Source organism: Pseudomonas sp. AC083 (assembly GCF_979253165.1).
On sequence record NZ_CEEDDH010000001.1, the window covers coordinates 611,932 to 632,377 of the forward strand.

General features: G+C 57.5%; 22 protein-coding genes. 12 read left to right on the forward strand and 10 right to left on the reverse strand.

Going from position 1 to position 20,446, the window contains the following annotated elements; genetic code table 11:
* The first annotated feature begins 27 nt into the window (after positions 1-27).
* Positions 28-2,154, forward strand: coding sequence for an acyltransferase family protein (locus tag AC0IXA_RS02550; protein ID WP_122506801.1), 2,127 nt, complete (start codon positions 28-30; stop codon positions 2,152-2,154).
* A 165-nt stretch (positions 2,155-2,319) separates the two neighbouring features.
* Positions 2,320-3,201, forward strand: a complete 882-nt coding sequence (rarD, locus tag AC0IXA_RS02555; protein WP_471811525.1) for an EamA family transporter RarD — start codon at positions 2,320-2,322, stop codon at positions 3,199-3,201.
* A 139-nt stretch (positions 3,202-3,340) separates the two neighbouring features.
* On the opposite strand, the gene hppD is transcribed toward rarD, so the two are convergent.
* On the reverse strand, positions 3,341-4,417 hold the full coding sequence (gene hppD, locus AC0IXA_RS02560) for a 4-hydroxyphenylpyruvate dioxygenase (protein WP_122603697.1): 1,077 nt from the start codon (positions 4,415-4,417) through the stop codon (positions 3,341-3,343).
* A gap of 351 nt (positions 4,418-4,768) precedes the next feature.
* Here hppD and AC0IXA_RS02565 point away from each other — a divergent pair, with 351 nt between their 5' ends.
* Together AC0IXA_RS02565 and AC0IXA_RS02570 are read left to right on the forward strand one after the other, a co-directional pair.
* Complete coding sequence (locus AC0IXA_RS02565; protein ID WP_471811527.1) at positions 4,769-6,304, forward strand: EAL domain-containing protein; 1,536 nt, start codon at positions 4,769-4,771, stop codon at positions 6,302-6,304.
* Between the two features lie 227 nt (positions 6,305-6,531).
* Positions 6,532-6,897 (forward strand): histone-like nucleoid-structuring protein, MvaT/MvaU family, encoded by a 366-nt coding sequence (locus tag AC0IXA_RS02570; protein WP_016774912.1) that lies wholly within the window; start codon positions 6,532-6,534, stop codon positions 6,895-6,897.
* 215 nt (positions 6,898-7,112) lie between these two features.
* Here AC0IXA_RS02570 and AC0IXA_RS02575 read toward each other — a convergent pair whose 3' ends face one another.
* Entirely contained in the window at positions 7,113-7,631 is a 519-nt protein-coding gene (locus AC0IXA_RS02575) for a DUF4946 domain-containing protein (protein WP_471811529.1), read from the reverse strand.
* 136 nt (positions 7,632-7,767) lie between these two features.
* On the opposite strand from AC0IXA_RS02575, the gene gloA reads away from it, so the two are divergent.
* Entirely contained in the window at positions 7,768-8,289 is a 522-nt protein-coding gene (gene gloA, locus AC0IXA_RS02580) for a lactoylglutathione lyase (RefSeq protein WP_071172594.1), read from the forward strand.
* Positions 8,290-8,464: 175 nt separating this feature from the next.
* On the opposite strand, the gene ahpF is transcribed toward gloA, so the two are convergent.
* The 3 genes from ahpF to AC0IXA_RS02595 all read right to left on the reverse strand — a co-directional run bounded on the left by ahpF (position 8,465) and on the right by AC0IXA_RS02595 (position 11,791).
* The gene (ahpF, locus tag AC0IXA_RS02585; RefSeq protein WP_122506796.1) at positions 8,465-10,027 is read right to left on the reverse strand and encodes an alkyl hydroperoxide reductase subunit F; all 1,563 of its coding nucleotides are present in this window, start codon (positions 10,025-10,027) and stop codon (positions 8,465-8,467) included.
* A 124-nt stretch (positions 10,028-10,151) separates the two neighbouring features.
* A complete protein-coding gene (gene ahpC, locus AC0IXA_RS02590) occupies positions 10,152-10,715 on the reverse strand; it encodes an alkyl hydroperoxide reductase subunit C (protein ID WP_016774916.1) in 564 nt (187 codons plus the stop codon).
* Between the two features lie 137 nt (positions 10,716-10,852).
* Complete coding sequence (locus AC0IXA_RS02595) at positions 10,853-11,791, reverse strand: site-specific integrase (protein ID WP_323167980.1); 939 nt, start codon at positions 11,789-11,791, stop codon at positions 10,853-10,855.
* Positions 11,792-11,967: 176 nt separating this feature from the next.
* Here AC0IXA_RS02595 and AC0IXA_RS02600 point away from each other — a divergent pair, with 176 nt between their 5' ends.
* Positions 11,968-12,984 carry a DNA-binding protein gene (locus AC0IXA_RS02600; RefSeq protein WP_471811531.1) on the forward strand — a complete coding sequence of 339 codons (1,017 nt, stop codon included), beginning with the start codon at positions 11,968-11,970 and terminating at the stop codon, positions 12,982-12,984.
* Here the strand turns inward: AC0IXA_RS02600 and gorA are convergent.
* Together gorA and galU are read right to left on the reverse strand one after the other, a co-directional pair.
* Complete coding sequence (gene gorA, locus AC0IXA_RS02605; protein WP_341637364.1) at positions 12,981-14,339, reverse strand: glutathione-disulfide reductase; 1,359 nt, start codon at positions 14,337-14,339, stop codon at positions 12,981-12,983. The genes AC0IXA_RS02600 and gorA overlap by 4 nt on opposite strands.
* A 129-nt stretch (positions 14,340-14,468) precedes the next feature.
* Positions 14,469-15,308, reverse strand: a complete 840-nt coding sequence (gene galU, locus AC0IXA_RS02610) for a UTP--glucose-1-phosphate uridylyltransferase GalU (RefSeq protein ID WP_024013124.1) — start codon at positions 15,306-15,308, stop codon at positions 14,469-14,471.
* 258 nt (positions 15,309-15,566) lie between these two features.
* On the opposite strand from galU, the gene AC0IXA_RS02615 reads away from it, so the two are divergent.
* On the forward strand, positions 15,567-15,752 hold the full coding sequence (locus tag AC0IXA_RS02615; RefSeq protein WP_341637363.1) for a hypothetical protein: 186 nt from the start codon (positions 15,567-15,569) through the stop codon (positions 15,750-15,752).
* Between the two features lie 140 nt (positions 15,753-15,892).
* Entirely contained in the window at positions 15,893-16,180 is a 288-nt protein-coding gene (locus AC0IXA_RS02620; RefSeq protein WP_071172599.1) for a hypothetical protein, read from the forward strand.
* Between the two features lie 3 nt (positions 16,181-16,183).
* Here AC0IXA_RS02620 and AC0IXA_RS02625 read toward each other — a convergent pair whose 3' ends face one another.
* Together AC0IXA_RS02625 and AC0IXA_RS02630 are read right to left on the reverse strand one after the other, a co-directional pair.
* Positions 16,184-16,414: a hypothetical protein gene (locus AC0IXA_RS02625; protein WP_016774924.1), complete on the reverse strand. Its 231-nt coding sequence runs from the start codon at positions 16,412-16,414 to the stop codon at positions 16,184-16,186.
* Positions 16,415-16,486: 72 nt separating this feature from the next.
* Complete coding sequence (locus AC0IXA_RS02630) at positions 16,487-16,843, reverse strand: hypothetical protein (protein WP_071172600.1); 357 nt, start codon at positions 16,841-16,843, stop codon at positions 16,487-16,489.
* A 211-nt stretch (positions 16,844-17,054) separates the two neighbouring features.
* Between AC0IXA_RS02630 and AC0IXA_RS02635 the strand changes: the two genes are divergently transcribed.
* The 4 genes from AC0IXA_RS02635 (at position 17,055) to ada (ending at position 19,384) form a co-directional block, all read left to right on the forward strand.
* Entirely contained in the window at positions 17,055-17,357 is a 303-nt protein-coding gene (locus tag AC0IXA_RS02635; RefSeq protein ID WP_007912251.1) for a DUF1883 domain-containing protein, read from the forward strand.
* Positions 17,358-17,391: 34 nt separating this feature from the next.
* Positions 17,392-17,562, forward strand: a complete 171-nt coding sequence (locus AC0IXA_RS02640; RefSeq protein WP_341637362.1) for a hypothetical protein — start codon at positions 17,392-17,394, stop codon at positions 17,560-17,562.
* 8 nt (positions 17,563-17,570) lie between these two features.
* Complete coding sequence (alkB, locus tag AC0IXA_RS02645) at positions 17,571-18,242, forward strand: DNA oxidative demethylase AlkB (protein WP_341637361.1); 672 nt, start codon at positions 17,571-17,573, stop codon at positions 18,240-18,242.
* An 80-nt stretch (positions 18,243-18,322) separates the two neighbouring features.
* Positions 18,323-19,384 carry a bifunctional DNA-binding transcriptional regulator/O6-methylguanine-DNA methyltransferase Ada gene (gene ada, locus AC0IXA_RS02650; protein ID WP_341637360.1) on the forward strand — a complete coding sequence of 354 codons (1,062 nt, stop codon included), beginning with the start codon at positions 18,323-18,325 and terminating at the stop codon, positions 19,382-19,384.
* Here the strand turns inward: ada and acuI are convergent.
* The gene (gene acuI / locus AC0IXA_RS02655) at positions 19,374-20,357 is read right to left on the reverse strand and encodes an acrylyl-CoA reductase (NADPH) (protein ID WP_471811535.1); all 984 of its coding nucleotides are present in this window, start codon (positions 20,355-20,357) and stop codon (positions 19,374-19,376) included. The two genes, ada and acuI, sit on opposite strands and share 11 nt — an antisense overlap.
* Positions 20,358-20,446: the final 89 nt, after the last annotated feature.

Genomic DNA, 20,446 nt, shown 5'->3' on the forward strand with positions numbered 1-20,446 from the left:
CTCGAATAAGTCTGCCAAGGATAGTCAATGTTCAATCGGCCCATCGATTTTGTCCGCAAGCCATTGCGCGCGATGTTTAACGCGTTCGATAACAAGGAAGCATTCGACACCTCGCGGTCCCTGGAGGTCGCCAGCTGTGAATCGCACAGGGCAGGTCTCCGATACCGTGCCGACATCGATGGCCTGCGGGCTGTCGCTGTCCTGCTGGTGCTGATATTTCACGCAGGGATGACGTTATTCCCGTCCGGTTTTATCGGCGTGGATATCTTCTTCGTGATCTCCGGGTATCTCACCACCTCTATCATCATGAAGTCGCTGGAGAACGGCACGTTCAGCTTCACGGGTTTTTACGTCAGGCGCATCTGGCGCTTGCAACCGGCCGTTGTTGCGCTGTTGGTTGTGACCTTGCTGGTTACCACGCTGCTTTATCTGCCCGATGACTACGTCGACTTCCTGAAAAGCGAGAAGTACACCTCATTACTGATCTCCAACCAGTATTTTTCCAAGGTGACTTCCGGTTACGCCACGCCCGATGCCGCCAGTCTTCCGCTGTTGCACACCTGGTCACTGGCGATCGAATGGCAGTGGTACCTGCTGCTACCGTTGGGTATCTGGCTGCTGCATCGCTATGTGGCGAAACGGGCTTTGAGCAGCGCGGTGCTGGGTTTGACCCTTGCCGCCACGGCGCTGGCGCTGTATCTGTCGCAGGTCACTCCCGACCTGAACTATTACTTTTTTACCGCGCGCATCTTCGAATTGATGATTGGATCGTGCGCCGTCATGTTCAGCGCGGACAGGTTTCGCCTGAGTCGTGTCAGCGCTTCGCTCATTTGCGCGGTTGCGCTCGTCACGATTGCCTATTGTGCGGTCCAGGACGATATCCTCAGCGGATTCCCCAACTATCACGCGGTCGCGGTATGCGTCGCCACGGCCCTGCTGCTGGTTCGCGGCATAGGTAATGTGAGCATCACCTCGGCTGTCCTTGCATTCAAACCGCTGGTGTTCATTGGCACCCTTTCCTACTCGCTGTATCTGTGGCATTGGCCGATTCTGGCGGTGCTGGCCTACCTGGGCGTCGATCTGAGCCCAGCGGTAACAGTCGGCTATTTCGCCGCCACGTTCGCGATGGGCTACCTCTCCTTCTGGCTTATCGAAAACAGGTTTCGCAAGGTTCGGGCCGGATTCGGCAAGACCGTACTGCTGTTGATACTGCTGCCCGCCATCGGCCTGTCGCTGCTGCACTCCGCCGGCAGGAATCATGACGGGTGGCCGAACCGTTTTGGTGACGATTCGATCGCGATGTTCAGCACGCTGAAGGCATTCGTACCGAGCCATCGTGAGGACTGCCTGGGTAACAGCGAAAAGGTTGATCCTGACTGCGTCCTGGGCGCGCCGCTGGCCAAGCCGCAGGCTTTGCTGATCGGAGATTCCTATTCGAATCACTATTGGGGATTTATCGAAACGCTGGCCAAGGATGCCGGCCTGTCGGTTCTTGCCCAAGGTTATCCGGCCTGTCTGACCCTGCCCGGCATCTATCTCTACGACTGGTACAAGGCCAAAAACGCGCTTTATGAAAAGTGCCATACGGCTGCCCAACACTATTACCACCTGATTGCGGACAGCCATTTCCAGTACGTGATCATTGGCCAGTTCTGGGAGGCCTATCTCACAGCCACGATTGTCACGAAACTCGATGACCCACGCAGCCTGGAACTGACGCAGCAACGACTTGAGGTCGCGGTTCGCCAGGCACTGGACATCATCGTCGACTCGGGTGCCACGCCGATTGTGCTAATGAGCACATTGCCCATGCCCGCCAGAATCAATGAATGCCTGCTCAGACAGGTCAAGTTACGCGGGATGCTCGGCAGCGCTGAACAAAGCCGTTCATGTGCCGCGGTGACATGGTCAGGCCTTGAGGACCCCTTCTTGACCAGACTTTTCGGCCAATTGCAGGTTGAATATCCACAACTGATCGTCCTTGATCCAAAAAAAGTGCAATGCACGGACGGTACTTGCCTGACCAGCGTCAATGGCGTGCCGGTGTACCGCGACATCGGCCATGTGTCCGATTACGCCTCGTACAAATTCGGTGAGCTGTACCTCAAGCACTTCGGCAATCCATTCAAGAGCAATCCGGGCGGCGCCCTCTAACGCCGCTCCATTTGCCATCTATGCTGCAACTGCCAGCTTCTTTTGACGAGGTTCGCATGACCGAATGGACGCGATATGTTTCGAATACTGAGCATCTGCTCAATATTCAACACAAAAACCACGTATCCTGCGCGCCCCGTTCAACCATCACGTCGCGAGGACAGTTTGTCTAAAGGTATCGCTCTATCGGTTTCAGCCTCGGTGCTGTTTGCCGTGATGTATTACTACACGTCGCTGCTGACGCCTCTGAGCGGTGTGGAGATCTTCGGCTGGCGCATGCTCCTGACCGTGCCGTGCATGACCGTGTTCATGCTGGTTTCCGGGGAATGGCGGCGGGTGCTGGAGCTGTTCCGATTGATCGCAGCCAGGCCGAAGCTGATTGCCGGGCTGCTGGTTTCTTCCGCCCTGCTCGGGGTTCAGCTGTGGCTGTTCATGTGGGCACCGCTCAATAACTACAGCCTGGATGTATCGCTGGGCTATTTCCTGTTGCCACTGGCAATGGTGCTCACCGGGCGGATTGCCTATGGCGAGAGCCTGTCTTACCTGCAGAAAATCGCCGTATTTTTCGCCAGCCTCGGCGTGTTGAACGAGTTGTATCAGGTGGGTGGTTTTTCCTGGGCGACGCTGGTGGTCGTGGTCGGTTATCCGCTGTACTTCGTACTGCGCAAATACCTGAAAACCGACAATTTGGGTGGCCTGTGGGTCGACATGACCCTGATGCTGCCGGTCGCTTACTGGTTTGTGCAGGGCGGCGAACAGGGCCTGGCCGTGTTCGATCAATATCCGGGACTGATGTGGCTGATTCCGCTGCTCGGCCTGATCAGCGCTTCCGCGCTGGTGGTGTACATCATCGCCAGCCGTTTGCTGCCGTTCAGTCTGTTTGGTTTGTTGAGTTATGTTGAACCGGTGTTGCTGCTTGCGGTGGCGTTGTTGCTGGGAGAAAGCATCAAGTCGGGCGAGTGGCTGACTTACATCCCGATCTGGCTGGCGGTTGTGGTGCTGGTTTTCGAGGGCTTCAAACACTTGACGCGCCAACGCCGCTCTTAAAAGCAAAAGATCGCAGCCTTCGGCAGCTCCTACAGGAAAAATGCATTCCAAATGTAGGAGCTGCCGAAGGCTGCGATCTTTTGATCTTAAAAAAATCCCGGCCCTGCATTTCTGCAGGCCGGGATTTTTTCATTTGAGATTACTCGGTGGTCAGCACACCACGACGCACCTGGTCACGCTCGATCGATTCGAACAGAGCCTTGAAGTTGCCCTCGCCGAAACCGTCGTCACCCTTGCGCTGGATGAATTCGAAGAACACCGGCCCCATCAGGGTTTCCGAGAAGATCTGCAGCAGCAGACGCTTGTCGCCCTGCTCCGAGGCACCGTCGAGCAGGATGCCGCGTGATTGCAGCTGATCGACCGGCTCGCCGTGGTTCGGCAGGCGACCTTCAAGCATTTCGTAGTAGGTGTCCGGCGGCGCGGTCATGAAGCGCATGCCGATTTTCTTCAGCTGATCCCAGGTCTTGATCAGGTCGTCGGTGAGGAACGCAACGTGCTGGATGCCTTCGCCGTTGAACTGCATCAGGAACTCTTCGATCTGCCCGGCGCCCTTGGACGACTCTTCGTTGAGCGGGATGCGGATCATGCCATCCGGTGCGGTCATGGCTTTCGAAGTCAGACCGGTGTACTCGCCTTTGATGTCGAAGTAACGGATTTCACGGAAGTTGAACAGCTTCTCGTAGAAGTTCGCCCAGTACGCCATGCGACCGCGATAAACGTTGTGAGTCAGGTGATCGATAATCTTCAAGCCGGCGCCAACCGGGTTGCGATCAACACCGTCGATAAACACGAAGTCGATGTCGTAGATCGAGCTGCCTTCGCCGAAACGGTCGATCAGATACAGCGGCGCGCCACCGATGCCTTTGATCGCCGGCAGGTTCAGCTCCATCGGACCGGTTTCGATGTGGATCGGCTGAGCGCCGAGTTCGAGTGCGCGGGAATAGGCTTTCTGCGAATCCTTGACGCGAAACGCCATGCCGCAAACGGACGGGCCGTGTTCGGCGGCGAAGTACGAGGCGACGCTGTTGGGTTCGTTATTGAGGATCAGGTTGATCGCGCCCTGACGATAGAGGTGCACGTTCTTGGAACGGTGGGTCGCGACTTTGGTGAAGCCCATGATCTCGAAGATCGGCTCCAGCGTGCCGGGAGTCGGCGCTGCGAACTCGATGAACTCAAAGCCCATCAGGCCCATTGGGTTTTCGTATAAATCTGCCATGGTGACGCCTCATCATTTCTTATCAATTAACCAGGGTTATTTGTCAGGAAAGTGATGTAGAGGGAGGCGCACAGGAGATGCCACGCACGCTGCGCGCGAGGAAGTCTCCGTAGATCAGTTGGAACCCGAATATCTTCATTGTCGACCCAAGGCTCTTGCGGGCGAGGCTTCTGCTGCCAGAAGACGATTATTATTGTATGCGTAAATCGATTCTACACAGCGTAACGGGACCTGTCTGCCCTCTGTATAAAATCCGCTTTTTTTCGTACGGCGCAAGAGCCATCTGCGATCTATTCTCCCCTCTGGCTCAATTGTTTATCGGGTCGGATTTCTAGACCACAGGATGTGTCCATGCCGCTGACCCGTCGAACCCGCCGCAAACGCAGCACCCGAATCGCCGTGACTGTGCTCAGCGGTCTGCTGCCGATCGTGCTGGGCAGTGGGATTCTTTATATGCAGGCAGAACGCACACTGCAGCAAAGTGCCGGGGAAACGGCCGAACAAGCGCTGCGACAGTTCGATCTGATGCTCGATAACACGGCAGAAGCCGCTCGGGTCCTGCTGCCGCTTGCCGGGAAAAATTGCGAAGAGGTGAAACTGGCCCTGCGCGAACAAGTGACCCGCCGCCCCTTCGTGCGCTCGACCAATCTGGTCTGGGACAACAATCTCTACTGCAGCTCACTCTTCGGGGCGTTCCAGGAAGCCGTCAATGCCGGGGACTATCATCAAGGCAAACTGTGGTTGATGAACGGCAATCCGGTGACGCCCGATACGGCATTGTTGATCTACCGTCTCAGCGACGGTCGCGGTGGCGCACTGACCACACTGGATGGCTATCACTTGAGCAACATCCTGCGCCTGATCGGCCGCCAGACATTGCTGACGTTGCAAGTGGGCGATAACTGGCTGTCCGCCGACGACAAAGTTCATCAGGGATCACTGCCTGCCCCGCCGGTCGCGCACAGCCTGCTGGAATCCAAGCGTTACGGTTTCAAAGTGGCGGCCGGTTTCCCCAAAGGCGAAGTCCGGCGTTACATGGCGGCGGAATATCCTCCGCTGTTCAGTCTGTTGATTTTCTTCGGTGCAGTCTCCGGTGCCATTGGCCACTTCGTCCAGAAGCGATCGACCTCGCCCAGCCACGAAATGCTGCGCGCGCTGGAAGCCGGGGAGTTCATTCCCTACTTCCAGCCAGTGGTTCATGGTGACACCAAGCAATGGTCGGGTGCCGAAATACTGATGCGCTGGAATCATCCGAAAGAGGGCCTGGTACGCCCGGACCTTTTCATTCCATTTGCCGAGCACTCGGGGTTGATCGTGCCGATGACCCGCGCCCTGATGCAACAGACTGCGGTCCTGCTGGGGCCGCACTGCGCAACCTTCGTCAAACCTTTTCATATCGGCATCAATATCACCGCCAGCCACTGCCAGGATCTGGAACTGGTCGAGGATTGCCGTGACCTCCTGGCGGCGTTTGCGCCAGGCAGCGTTGAACTGGTGCTGGAATTGACGGAGCGCGAACTGATCGAGCCGAACGACATCACGCTTCAGCTGTTTGAGCAATTGCATGCACTGGGAGTAAAAATCGCGATCGACGACTTTGGTACCGGACACTCGAGCCTTGGTTATCTGCGCACCTTCAACGTCGACTTTCTAAAGATCGATCAGAGCTTCGTGGCCATGATCGGTGTAGACGCCTTATCGAGGCATATTCTCGACTCCATCATTGAACTGTCGGCCAAACTGGACTTGGGCATTGTTGCCGAAGGTGTCGAAACTCAGGCCCAGGCTGATTACCTGACCGAGCATAACGTTAACTTTTTGCAGGGCTATTTGTACGGTAGACCGATGCCTGGCGCTGATTTCCTCGAAGCATTAACTCATCATTAAATCGCCGACACTGCCCGCCGAACAACCGCACCAAATTGATACAAAAAGTCATTGTTGTTACATGGCGACAACATCAGGATTTACTCTTGTCGCATTAACTACTACAATTTTTTCAACCTGAGCCAGACTGGCAGGTGAGCCAATTATCACCGAGTCGCTTCCAGGCTCTTGGCTTATAGCTTTGTTTGCGGTTGGTATCAGCCAAACACACTATTGGAGTAAAGATATTGTCCAGACTCGCTGAATTTCGCGCAGCTGAAAAGGCCCTTCAGGAACAGCTAAAACAGCTGGAATCGCTGAAGAACGATGCCGGGCTGAAGAAAGAAATCGAATTCGAAGAAAAGCTCCAGGGACTGATGAAAACCTATGGCAAAGGCCTGAAAGACATCATCGCCATCCTTGATCCAAACCCGGCAAAGTCCGGTCTGCAGCAGTCCGCAGCGCCCAAGACCCGCCGCGCCCGCGTGGTCAAGGTTTATCAGAACCCGCACACTGGCGAGCTGATCGAAACCAAGGGCGGCAACCATCGCGGTCTGAAAGCCTGGAAAGAGCAGTACGGTGCAGCCACCGTGGATTCATGGTTGCGCGGTTAATCTGACGCCAACAAAAAGCCCTGACTGATGCAGGGCTTTTTTATTGACAATATCTAACAAATGAAATGATTTTCATCGAACAAGTTGGAAATTTGTGTAACGCTTCTGAATCATCAGGCTAAACATTTTGCTGCGCGATGTTACCTCGAGCGCTTGATCAAACTATGTGCTTAATCCTTTCCGGTAAGCGGACTGCTGCGAGTTAGTACGAACGTTTATAATTTCAGGCTTTTGCGCGCCGCTTCTATATCGTCGACGCTCGCCTTATAAACCTCGGCCTGTCCGGCATATGAAAGTACGTAAGCCTTGTCTGTTTCCACAGCTGCCACCAACGTTTGTGATAATACGTGTCGACCGTTCTCGGTGACCGTGCAGGTCGTCTCCAGCCCGGACAATGAGCCGAGCGCAGCCGGATGAATGCGGTTGCAGACGCTCTGATAACCACTGCGTAAAAAATCCTTCTGAATGGATTTGCGCATCTCCAGCAGCACGCCTTGCAGATTGACCTGATGCCCCGCCTCCACTTGGGTCATGGTCAATTCCATCACCATCACCTGGTTACCGTCGGCGTCGAGCTTCACCGCCCGTTGTCGCGAGACTGGCGGCGCGGTGCCCGGCAACGGTTCAACCTTCCAGCCTGCCGGCCAGGTGATGCCTGGTTCGGCCATGGCAGGGAAAACCACAGCCGACGACAAAGCAAAAAAAACAAACACGGATTTCAACAGTCGGATCATTGCCGGACGCACTCATGGATAGAAGGCAAGTCTGAGCCCCGCCTACGCGCAGGGCAAGCCCGCCTTGCATTTGGCGATGCCGGCCAGCATGCGTATCATTGCGCCCATTCACTCGCCCATTGTCATTGGAGGGCCCATGAGCCTCAACGAACTGAACACTTTTCCCGGCGTGACAGCTACGCCAGACAGCGCAACCCGCAACTTCGTGTTCAACCACACCATGCTGCGCGTGAAGGACATCACCAAGTCGCTGGATTTCTACACCCGTGTACTGGGTTTCTCGCTGGTCGAGAAGCGTGATTTCCCGGAAGCCGAGTTCAGCCTGTACTTCCTCGCGCTGGTCGATAAATCACAGATCCCGACCGACGCCGCCGCGCGTACCGAATGGATGAAATCGATCCCGGGCATTCTCGAACTGACCCACAACCACGGCACCGAAAACGATGCCGACTTCGCCTATCACAATGGCAACACCGACCCGCGCGGTTTCGGCCACATCTGCATCTCAGTGCCGGATATCGTTGCAGCATGTGCACGCTTTGAAGAGCTGGGTTGCGATTTCCAGAAGCGTCTGACCGATGGCCGGATGAAGAGCCTGGCGTTTATCAAGGATCCGGATGGCTACTGGGTCGAGATCATTCAGCCTGCACCGCTGTAACTGACGATATAAATCCATTGTGGGAGCGAGCCTGCTCGCGAAGGCGTCCGGCCAGTCAACATCATCGATGAATGACACTTCGCTTTCGCGAGCAGGCTCGCTCCCACATTTGGTTTTGTGACAGGCAAAAAAAACCCATGATCGCTCATGGGTTTTTTAGTTTTCGACCTGGCAGTTACGCCGGGGCCGAAGTCCGGATCAAGTGATCGAACGCACTCAGCGAAGCCTTGGCGCCCTCGCCCACTGCGATCACGATCTGCTTGTACGGCACAGTCGTCACGTCGCCCGCTGCAAAGATCCCCGAGATCGAAGTCTCGCCACGATTATCGACAATGATCTCGCCACGCGGCGACAGCTCGATGGTGCCCTTCAGCCAATCGGTGTTCGGCAGCAGACCGATCTGTACGAAGATGCCTTCCAGCTCAACCGTGCGCAGCTCATCTGTGGTGCGATCCTTGTAACGCAGACCGTTGACCTTCTCGCCATTGCCGGTGACTTCAGTGGTTTGCGCACTGGTGATCACGGTGACGTTCGGCAGGCTGTGCAGCTTGCGTTGCAGCACGGCATCGGCACGCAGTTGCACGTCGAATTCCAGCAACGTTACGTGCGACACGATACCGGCCAGATCGATGGCCGCTTCAACGCCGGAGTTACCGCCGCCGATCACCGCCACGCGCTTGCCTTTGAACAACGGGCCGTCGCAGTGCGGGCAGTACGCCACGCCTTTGTTGCGGTATTCCTGCTCGCCCGGAACGTTCATTTCGCGCCAGCGTGCGCCGGTCGCCAAGATTACGCTTTTGGCTTTCAGAGTTGCGCCACTGGCGAAGTGGACTTCGTGCAACTCGCCATTCTTGCCCGGGATCAGCTTGTCGGCGCGTTGCAGGTTCATGATGTCGACGTCGTACTGCTTGACGTGTTCTTCCAGCGCCGTGGCCAGTTTCGGCCCTTCGGTTTCCTGCACGGAAATGAAGTTCTCGATGGCCATGGTGTCGAGCACCTGACCGCCAAAGCGCTCAGCCGCGACACCGGTGCGGATGCCTTTACGTGCGGCGTAGATAGCGGCCGAAGCACCCGCCGGGCCACCGCCGACGACCAGCACGTCAAAGGCTTCCTTGGCGCTGATTTTCTCGGCCTGACGCTCAATCGCGCCGGTGTCGAGTTTGGCGAGGATTTCCTCCAGGCCCATGCGGCCCTGGCCGAAGTTTTCGCCGTTGAGGTAGATGCTCGGCACGGCCATGATCTTGCGATCGTTGACTTCGTCCTGGAACAGCGCGCCGTCGATGGCGACGTGGCGGATGTTCGGGTTGAGCACGGCCATCAGGTTCAGCGCCTGGACGACGTCCGGGCAGTTTTGGCAGGACAGCGAGAAGTAAGTCTCGAAGCTGAACTCGCCTTTGAGCGAGCGAATCTGCTCGATGACTTCAACGCTGGCCTTCGACGGGTGGCCGCCGACTTGCAGCAGGGCCAGCACCAGCGAGGTGAATTCGTGGCCCATCGGAATACCGGCGAAACGCAGGCTGATGTCGGCTCCTGGGCGATTGATCGAGAACGATGGCTTGCGGGCATCGTCACCGCTGTCGATCAGGGTAATTTGGCTCGAAAGACTGGCAACGTCTTTCAGCAGGTCCAGCATTTCACGGGATTTCGCACCGTCGTCGAGGGATGCAACGATCTCGATCGGTTGGGTGACCCGTTCCAGGTACGATTTCAACTGGGCTTTAAGATTGGCGTCCAACATACGGGCGATTTCCTTTATTTGAGGCGAAAAAAAGCCCGAGCGAATCTCGCCCGGGCATTTTTATTGGGCGGTGCAGCTAACTTAAGAAGGTGCGGCGTGCCGCCCTGCGTTGCATGTCACAGACTTAGATCTTGCCGACCAGGTCCAGCGACGGAGCCAGAGTGGCCTCGCCTTCTTTCCACTTGGCCGGGCAAACTTCGCCTGGGTGTGCAGCGACGTACTGAGCAGCCTTGATCTTGCGCAGCAGCTCGGAAGCGTCACGGCCAACGCCGCCATCGTTCAGTTCAACGATTTTGATCTGGCCTTCAGGGTTGATCACGAAGGTACCACGGTCAGCCAGACCAGCTTCTTCGATCAGCACGTCGAAGTTGCGCGAGATGACGTGGGTCGGGTCGCCGATCATGGTGTATTCGATTTTGCCGATGGCTGGCGAAGTGTTGTGCCAGGCAGCGTGAGCAAAGTGGGTGTCGGTCGAAACGCTATAGATTTCCACGCCCAGCTTCTTGAACTCAGCGTAGTTGTCAGCCAGGTCTTCCAGCTCGGTTGGGCAAACGAAGGTGAAGTCGGCTGGGTAGAAGAACACTACGGACCACTTGCCCTTCAAGTCAGCATCCGAGACTTGAACGAAGTCGCCGTTTTTGAACGCGGTAGCTTTGAACGGTTTTACTTGGCTGTTGATGATAGGCATCGATGACTCTCCGTCAGGGGTTATGAAGTTGATGGGTGAATCCTACCCACTCACTCGACGGAAGGCTCATTGGCAAACCTGATGCTGCTGATTTGTTTTCGCTATTAGCTGACTGTATTAATAGAAGAAAACGATCTCTACGCTTGATCCGGCTTATCCATAATCCGAGCCATTCCCTGGAATGGGCTGACCTCAACATAGCGCATGGCGGATTTCATGTCCTTCCAGCCGACGTAGCTCATCAGCGATTTCAGGTCCCAGCCGCTTTGATGCGCCCATGTGGCAAAGCCACGCCGCAGTGAATGGCTGGTGTAGTTGGCGGCGGCAATTCCGGCGCGCTGCAACGCTTGGCGCAACAAGGGAATGATGCTGTTGGCGTGCAAGCCCTCCTCGCTCAGATTGCCCCAGCGATCAATGCTGCGGAACACCGCGCCGCGTACCAGCGCAGCCTCGGTAATCCAGTCGATGTAAGCCTGCACGGGACACAGCTTGAGCAGCGCTGGGGCCTGATAGGTCTGTCCGAGGTTTTCCCGGTCGCCCTTGCTGCGCGGCAGATACAAAGTGATGCCCTTGCCAGCACTCGCCTGCACATGCTCGATCTGCAAGCGGCATAACTCATCGCTGCGAAAACCCCGCCAGAAGCCCAACAGAATCAGCGCGCGATCCCGATAAGCCTTGAGCAAGGTCGGGCGGTCCTGTTCCTGCCGGGCAGTCTGCACCTCCTGCTCAAGCCAATCGATCACTCGTTGCAGATCCTGCAACTGCAACGGCTCAGCCTGTTTTTCCTGTGCTGGATGCAAAGCACGAATGCCCTTGAACACCTTACGCACCACTGGCGCCTTGGTCGGATCGGCAAAGCCCTGACTGTTGTGCCACTGCGCCAGCGCGGACAGACGCAACTTCAGCGTATTGATCGACAGCACCCCGGCGTGCTCCACCAGATAGCGCGCAACGCTGTCAGCAGTAGCCGGGAGAAATCCGCCCCACGTCACCTCGAAGTGCTCGATCGCCATGCGATAGCTGCGGCGAGTGTTGTCGCGGGTGGCGGCTTGCAGATATCGATCGATGTCGCTCATGGCAGTTTTCTCGCTGGCGTACGGGTTCACTGATGCAGGTGCGCATTTTGCCGCCTGACATTGGGTAATACCAGTATATCCCGCCTGTTTTAGTTCAAAGATTTACCTATATTTTCAGCATGGTACACTGCGTACTTTAGTGGCATGTACCACAGTACGTAAACGTAGGAGTTCACATGGCCCGTGGCGGCATTACCAAAGCACTGGTGCAAATTGCGCGCACAGCGATCCTGGCGCGCGGCGAACACCCAAGCATCGATGCCGTACGCATCGAAATGGGCAACACCGGCTCGAAAACCACGATCCATCGTTACCTGAAAGAACTGGACGACGGCGCACAACCCGCAGAAGCGTCAGCAGAACCGATCGATGATGAGCTGACCGCCCTCGTCTCTCGCCTCGCCCAGCGCCTGAAAGAACAGGCGCAGGAGCCCATCGAGCAAGCCCGCGAACAGTTCGAGGAGCAACGCGAAGCATTGGAAAACGAGCTGAAACAGGTTCGCCAGGCGCTGGAAAAACTCGAACACGACCACGACATTCAGGGCGCCGCGCTGCAACGCGAATCCGAGGCGCTGACTAACACCCGCTCGATGCTGCAAACCGAACAGACGCGCAACGCCGGTCTGAATCAGGCACTGGCCGACTTCGAATTGCGCCTGCAGGACAAGGACGAGCAGATCCGCTCACTGGAAGAAAAACACCTGCACGCCCGCGATGCGCTGGAGCATTACCGTAACGCCACCAAGGAACAGCGCGAGCAGGAACAGGCCCGCCATGAAGGGCAAATCCAGCAGATTCAGGCGGAACTGCGTCAAGCCCAGCAGAGCGCGCTGGTGCGTCAGGATGAGATCACACAGTTGCACCGCGACAACGAACGCCTGCTCACCGAAAACCGTGGCACCCAGCGCGAGCTGAACTTGTTGCAGGATCAGCTCAAGCAGAGCAATCAGCGGCAGGATCAATTGCTCGAGCAGGCCACGCGCATGGACAGCGAGCGCACCCTCCTCCAGGAACGTCTGCGCGTCGCGACGCTGGAAAGCCAGGCGCTCAAGCAGAGCGTCGACGAACAGACGCAGCTCAATCAGTCGCTGGAAAAGGAGTTGCTCAAGGCTCAGGCGAGCCTTGAGGACAGCCAGCGTCTGGCGGCTACCGTTGCGGCAGCGCCAGACTCAGCCAAAGCGAAAGACGCTTAAGCGCTGACCGGTGTGCGCATGGTGACGAACTCTTCGGCGGCCGTCGGGTGCACCCCGATGGTGTCGTCGAAGTCGCGCTTGGTTGCGCCAGCCTTCAAGGCGATCGCCAGACCTTGCACGATCTCGCCAGCGTCCGGGCCGACCATGTGGCAGCCAAGTACCTTGTCGGTCTTGGCGTCGACCACCAGCTTCATCAGGGTTTTCTCCTGACAATCAGTCAGGGTCAGCTTCATCGGGCGGAAGCGACTCTCGAAAATCACCACCTCATGGCCGCATTCGCGCGCTTCTTCCTCGCTCAAACCGACTGTGCCGATGTTTGGCAGGCTGAACACGGCGGTCGGGATCATTTTGTAATCCACCGGACGGTATTGCTCCGGCTTGAACAGACGCCGCGCCACAGCCATGCCTTCGGCTAGCGCGACCGGTGTCAGCTGCACGCGACCAATGACGTCGCCCAGCGCCAGAATCGACGGCTCGGTGGTCTGGTACGCGTCGTCGACTTTGATGAAGCCCTTGTCGTCCAGTTGCACATCGGTATTTTCCAAGCCCAGGTTGTCCAGCATCGGACGTCGACCAGTGGCGTAGAACACGCAATCGGCTTCGAGTACACGACCATCCTTGAGCGTCGCTTTCAAGCTACCGTCGGCCTGTTTGTCGATGCGTGCGATGTCGGCATTGAATTGCAGGTCGAGGCCGCGCTTGGTCAATTCTTCTTGCAGGTGCTTGCGCACCGACCCATCGAAACCACGCAGGAACAGATCGCCGCGATACAGCAGCGTGGTGTTGGCACCGAGGCCATGGAAAATCCCGGCAAACTCGACCGCGATATAACCGCCACCCACCACCAGCACACGCTTGGGCAACTCTTTCAGGAAGAACGCTTCGTTCGAACCGATCGCATGCTCGTGCCCCGGGATTTCAGGAATCTGCGGCCAGCCGCCAGTCGCGATCAAGATATTTTTGGCGGTGTAGCGTTCGCCGTTGACCTCGACCTCGTGCGGCCCAACGATTTTCGCGTGCGCCTCGTGCAGGGTCACACCGCTGTTGACCAGCAGATTGCGATAAATGCCGTTAAGGCGATTGATCTCGCGATCCTTGTTGGCGATAAGCGTGGCCCAGTCGAAGTTGGCCTCGCCCAGGTTCCAGCCAAAACCGGACGCCTGCTCGAAGTCCTCGGCAAAATGCGCGCCGTAAACCAGCAGCTTTTTCGGCACGCAGCCGACGTTGACGCACGTGCCGCCCAGGTAACGGCTCTCGGCCACCGCCACTTTCGCCCCGAAGCCGGCGGCAAACCGCGCAGCGCGCACACCGCCGGAACCGGCACCAATCACATAAAGGTCAAAATCGTAGGCCATTTCTATCTCCTCGGCAGGCCATCAGCATACCCGCAGTCATCCATTGGGCAAGCAATGCCATCCATATAAGGGCGGAAAATGAAAAAGCCACCCGAAGGTGGCTTTCTTTTGCAGACGAGGCGAAGACTATTAGTAAGCCTTGCCAGTCTTGTAGAAGTTTTCGAAGCAGAAGTTGGTCGCGTCGATGTAGCCTTCCGCACCACCGCAGTCGAAACGCTTGCCCTTGAACTTGTAGGCCATCACGCAGCCGTTCTGGGCCTGCTTCATCAGGGCGTCGGTGATCTGGATTTCGCCGCCCTTGCCTGGCTCGGTCTGTTCGATCAGGTCGAAGATGTCCGGGGTCAGGATGTAGCGACCGATGATCGCCAGGTTCGACGGCGCGTCTTCCGGCTTAGGCTTCTCGACCATGCTGTGTACGCGGTAGATGTCGTCGCGGATCATTTCGCCAGCGATTACGCCGTACTTGTTGGTTTCCTGCGGATCGACTTCCTGAATGGCGACGATCGAGCAACGGAACTGCTTGTACAGCTTGACCATCTGGGTCAGCACGCCGTCGCCATCGATGTTGACGCACAGGTCGTCCGCCAGAACCACGGCGAACGGTTCGTCACCGATCAGCGGGCGGCCAGTCAGGATCGCGTGGCCCAGACCTTTCATTTCGGTCTGACGGGTGTAGGAGAACGAGCACTCGTCCAACAGCTTGCGGATACCGACCAGGTACTTTTCCTTGTCGGTGCCCTTGATCTGGTTTTCCAGCTCGTAACTGATGTCGAAGTGGTCTTCCAGAGCACGCTTGCCACGGCCGGTGACGATGGAAATCTCAGTCAGGCCCGCGTCCAGTGCTTCTTCAACGCCGTACTGGATCAGTGGCTTGTTTACCACCGGCAGCATTTCTTTAGGCATGGCTTTGGTCGCTGGGAGGAAGCGAGTGCCGTAACCGGCTGCTGGAAACAAGCATTTCTTGATCATATAAGTCCTTGAAAAGGCTGTGTGTACGAGTTTCGAGGCAGTCTAATCAGGCGGCGTGCGCCTTACAATGCCCCGCGCTGGCTAACCGATGCCAACATAGAGAAATATTCGCGCGGATAGTTCCTTGCGGTTTTTTCAGCGGCGAATTCAGCGTAGCTCAAGATCTGACGAAACTGGATCACCATACGCTTATCGGCCCCCAATGCGAGCATTTGCCGCTATCATGGTGCCTTTGAACCACCGAACGAGAATGACCAGATGGCTGCGGTAAAAATCATCAACGGGTATGTGATCGACAAGAAAGACGGCAGGTGGACGCTGACCACCACTAATGGCGAACATATCGCCGGGCCTTTCGACAGCGAGCAGATGGCGACGGATGTAGCCTCGGTGTTCACCGATACACCTGCTTCTTCCAAGCGCCGTGGCAAAGATCAGGACTGATCCTGCCAGCACTTGCGCCAAGCCCTGCCAGAACGCAGGGCTTTTTTGTGCCTTGTTGGCAAACAAGTGGCCAATCGCTATAACCTTTTCATCGCGGCGCTGTCAGAGCATCCAGTCCCCCACCTGAAGATCACGTAACCATGAACCTGAACAAACTGCAGCCGCTTCTCGCGGTATTGGTATTGAGCGGCTGTGCCACTTCGCAGCCCACCTATCTGAACAATGGCGAACAGGGTCTGAGCATCGACTGTTCCGGCGAAGCCAACTCCTGGGCCATGTGCTACGAAAAGGCCGATGCCTCCTGCGCTGGCACCGGTTATCGCATCGTCGGCACCGATGGCACGCCGGCGCCCAAGGAAGATGACAAAACCCTCGGCGTTGACGTTGGCAATTACAAGACCCGCAACGTCGTGGTCGTCTGCAAGTAAGCCTTACATGTGGATTTCGGCGAACTTGATCCCGAGGCCACGGACGACCTCGATGAGATCGTCGAGCCGATTGAAGGACTCGACTTCATCATTGTCATCCACCAAAAAGTAGCTGCGCCCCGCACTCTTCTTGAAAAACACGATCCATTCACCGGGATTCGCCGGGTTCTGGATGACATGGGTGGCAGAGATAAGGCCCTCTGCGTGGCGCTCCCGCACGTGCTCTCGCTTCATTGCGACTCCATATATGACAATGCCGCCACAGCAGGACTGTGACGGCATCGGGTGCTGATGTTCGCTAGTCTATCAGCCGGAAATACAGGCGTTCGCGGCTTTCTGCACATCGTGAGGGCGAACCGGCACGTTGGACATGCGCTCATGCAGTTTGATGCTGCTGCCGCCGGCGCGATCTTCGATATCAAACACGGCTGCCGGGCCTGAAGAAAGCTTGCCCGGGACGATCACTCTTACACCGTCCTTCTGCGGCTGCACCTGCAACGCGCCGCGACTGTCAGCGAGCTTGTCGGTCAGACATTGCGCATACTCCTGGGGCTTTTTGCCAGAGATCACGCTCATGGTTGGCAGCGTTTCATTGATTTCGGAAACATTTGCACAACCGGCCATCGCCAGAATCAACGGCACACACACCACACCCCACTTCATATCAATCCTCCGTCAAAGACCGTCCGACAGCACAAATGCCGCTTTTCTCCGGGGCCTTGTGCATTTAACCCGCCCGCCGTGGCGAAGTTCTGTTCAAAATTTGTCAAAGCAACGCCCGACGGCCAGATAATAACCCGTGCGGGCTGATAAACTGCGCCCATCGACAAGCTATCGTTTTGATTTAGTAGAAAAAGCCCTTCTGGAGGCGCCCATGAAATTCATTCACCAGCGCGAGCACCTCAACGAAGACGACATCGTCGTCATTCAATGCTCGCAGATGTGCAACATCCGTTTGATGAACGACGCCAACTTCCGCAGCTTCAAAAACGGCGGCCGTCACACCTACCACGGCGGCGCGTTCGACACTTTCCCGGCGCGCATCACTGCACCGAGCACCGGCTTCTGGAACATCACCATCGACACCGTCAACCGCCGCGCAATCAGCGTGACTCGCAAGCCGACGCTGACCCACTCGATCAAGATCATCCGTCGCTCCAGCACTAAACTGAGCTGAGACGCACAGCCTATTCTGAAAGGAAACCACTACCGTGGCGCAAACAACCAAATATGTGATCAAGTACAAGCTTAACGGCGAGCGCCGTTTTGAGTTCGCGCAGCTGGAGAACGGCACCGTTGAGGAAGCCAAGTCTGCGCTGGACGCGTTGCATGGTCCTTCAGACGATGTGATCAGCGACATCAGCGTCAGCAAAGCGCTGTAACCAACACCATGCAACCGACCACGTTTGACCTGTTCGCCGACAACGAACCCGTGCAGCAAGCCCGCGCCGAGCAGATCGGCGAACAATCGTGGGTGCTGCGCGGATTCGCCTTGCCACAGGTCGAGCAACTGCTGACCGACCTTGAGGCTATTCTTGCCGCCGCCCCGCTACGCCACATGGTCACGCCCGGCGGTTTCAGCATGTCGGTTGGCACCAGCAGTTGCGGGCAGTTGGGCTGGATCACTGATCGCAGCGGTTACCGCTATTCCAGCGTCGATCCTCTCAGCGGCTTGCCGTGGCCATCGATGCCGGCGGTCTTTGCCGATTTGGCCCACGAGGCGGCGGAACGCGCCGGCTTCGCGGGTTTTCAGGCCGACTCCTGCCTGATCAACCAATACGTCCCCGGCGCCAAGATGTCGCTGCATCAGGACAAGGACGAAAAGGGTTATGCCGCGCCCATCGTTTCGTTGTCGTTGGGGTTGCCGGCGATGTTTCTGTTTGGCGGCTTCGAACGCAGCGATAAAACCCAGCGCATCCCGCTGCTGCATGGCGACATGGTGGTCTGGGGCGGCGTGGACCGTCTGCGCTATCACGGCGTGCTGCCAATCAAACCCGGCCATCACCCGCTCTTGGGCGAACGGCGCATCAACATCACCTTCCGCGTCGCGGGCGTTCAATAAAAGTTTGACCGCAAGGCGCGGAGTGTCGCGGGTTACGATGCTGGTTAACCTGACTCAAACAGGTCAACGGATTCCCTCTCATGGACACGCTTTCGAAGACGATCAGAACTGAAGACGATCCACGCTGGGCCGCCGTGGTTGCCCGCGATCCGCGTGCGGACGGGCAGTTTGTCTACGCAGTAAAAACCACCGGCGTTTATTGCCGACCGAGCAGCCTTGCGCGCCTGCCCAAACCGCAGAATGTCGAGTTTTTCGACACCGCCGAAATGGCCGAAGCTGCCGGATATCGGCCGAGCAAACGCGCCAGCAAGGACCAGAATGACGCGCAGCACGCGGCGATCATCGCAGCGGCCTGCCGGCAGATCGAAGCGTGCGAGACATTGCCCGCGCTCGACAGCCTCGCCGCCAGCGCCGGCCTTAGCCCTTTCCATTTTCATCGAGTATTCAAAGCCGCGACCGGCCTGACGCCCAAGGCTTACGCCATGGCGCATCGTTCGCGCAAGCTGCGTGCGCGCCTGGCGGACGGCGGCTCGGTGACCGACGCGCTGTACGAGGCCGGATTCAATTCCAACAGCCGTTTCTACGAATCTGCCGATCAACTGCTGGGCATGAAGCCCACCGACTATCGCGCTGCCGGACAGAACAACGACATTCGCTTTGCCGTTGGCCAATGCTCGCTTGGGGCAATTCTGGTGGCGCAAAGCGAACGTGGGATCTGCGCGATTCTGCTCGGCGACGATCCGCATCAGTTGGTCTGCAACCTGCAGGATCAGTTTCGCAAGGCCAACCTGATCGGCGCCGACCGCGAATTTGAACACTTGATCGCCAGCGTCGTCGGCTTTGTCGAAGCACCGGCGAAAGGCCTGAACTTGCCGCTGGATATACGCGGCACCGCGTTTCAGGAGCGCGTCTGGCAGGCGCTGCGCGAGATTCCCGCAGGCAGCACCGCCAGTTACGCCGAGATCGCGCAACGCATTGGCGCGCCGACTTCGATGCGTGCGGTGGCCCAGGCTTGCGGGGCCAACCGCCTGGCGGTGGCGATTCCCTGCCACCGCGTGGTGCGCAGCGATGGAAACCTTTCCGGCTACCGCTGGGGCGTCGAGCGCAAACGCCAACTGCTTGAGCGCGAACTCAACGATTGACGTCGACCACCACCCTGCCCCGCAGTTTCCCGGCGAGCAGTTTGGGCGCGGTCTCAAGGGCTTCGCTCAAACTGATTTCTTGACTGATCAGTTGCAATAAGGAGAAATCCAGATCCTTGGCCAGTCTGTCCCAGGCCTCGATACGGCGTGCTTTGGGCTGGGTCACGCTGTTGATTCCAGCCAGCGTCACGCCGCGCAGAATGAACGGCGCTACCGAGGCCGGAAAGTCCATGCCTTGCGCCAACCCGCATGCCGCGACCACGCCTTCCGAGCGAGTGCTGGCGCAAGCGTTGGCCAACGTGTGGCTTCCGACCGAATCGACCACCGCCGCCCAGCGCTCTTTCGCCAACGGCTTGCCCGGTTCGGACAAGGTGGCGCGATCGATGATTTCGGCAGCGCCCAATTGCTCCAGGTATTCATGCTCGGACACGCGGCCGGTGGATGCCACCACGCGGTATCCCAACTTTCTGAGCAAGGCGATGGCAAAGCTGCCGACCCCGCCGTTTGCGCCGGTGACCAACACTTCACCGTGATCCGGCGTCACGCCATGGCGCTCCAGCGCCAGAATGCACAGCATCGCCGTGTAGCCGGCGGTGCCGATGGCCATGGCTTGCGCCGGGGTGAAAGCTTCGGGCAGTGGGATCAACCAGTCACCGTTGAGCCGGGCCTTTTGCGCCAGTCCGCCCCAGTGGCTTTCACCGACCCCCCAACCGTTGAGCAGCACCCGATCGCCCGCCTTGAAATCGGCATGCGAACTGGACTCGACAGTCCCCGCCAGATCGATCCCCGGAACCATGGGGAACTTGCGCACCACCGGGCTGCTGCCGGTGATCGCCAGGCCGTCTTTGAAATTCAGGGTGCTGTACGCGACGTTCACGCTGACGTTGCCTTCGGGCAGTTGCTGTTCATCGATTTGCTGCAGATTGGCGCGATAACCGCTGTCGTCTTTGTCGATCAGGATGGCGTTGAACATGACGGCCTCTCGAAAATGATTTGAAACAAGCATGCCTTGAAATAGCACATCGCAACACATTGCCACACTCGACTTTGCGCTAACGGCTC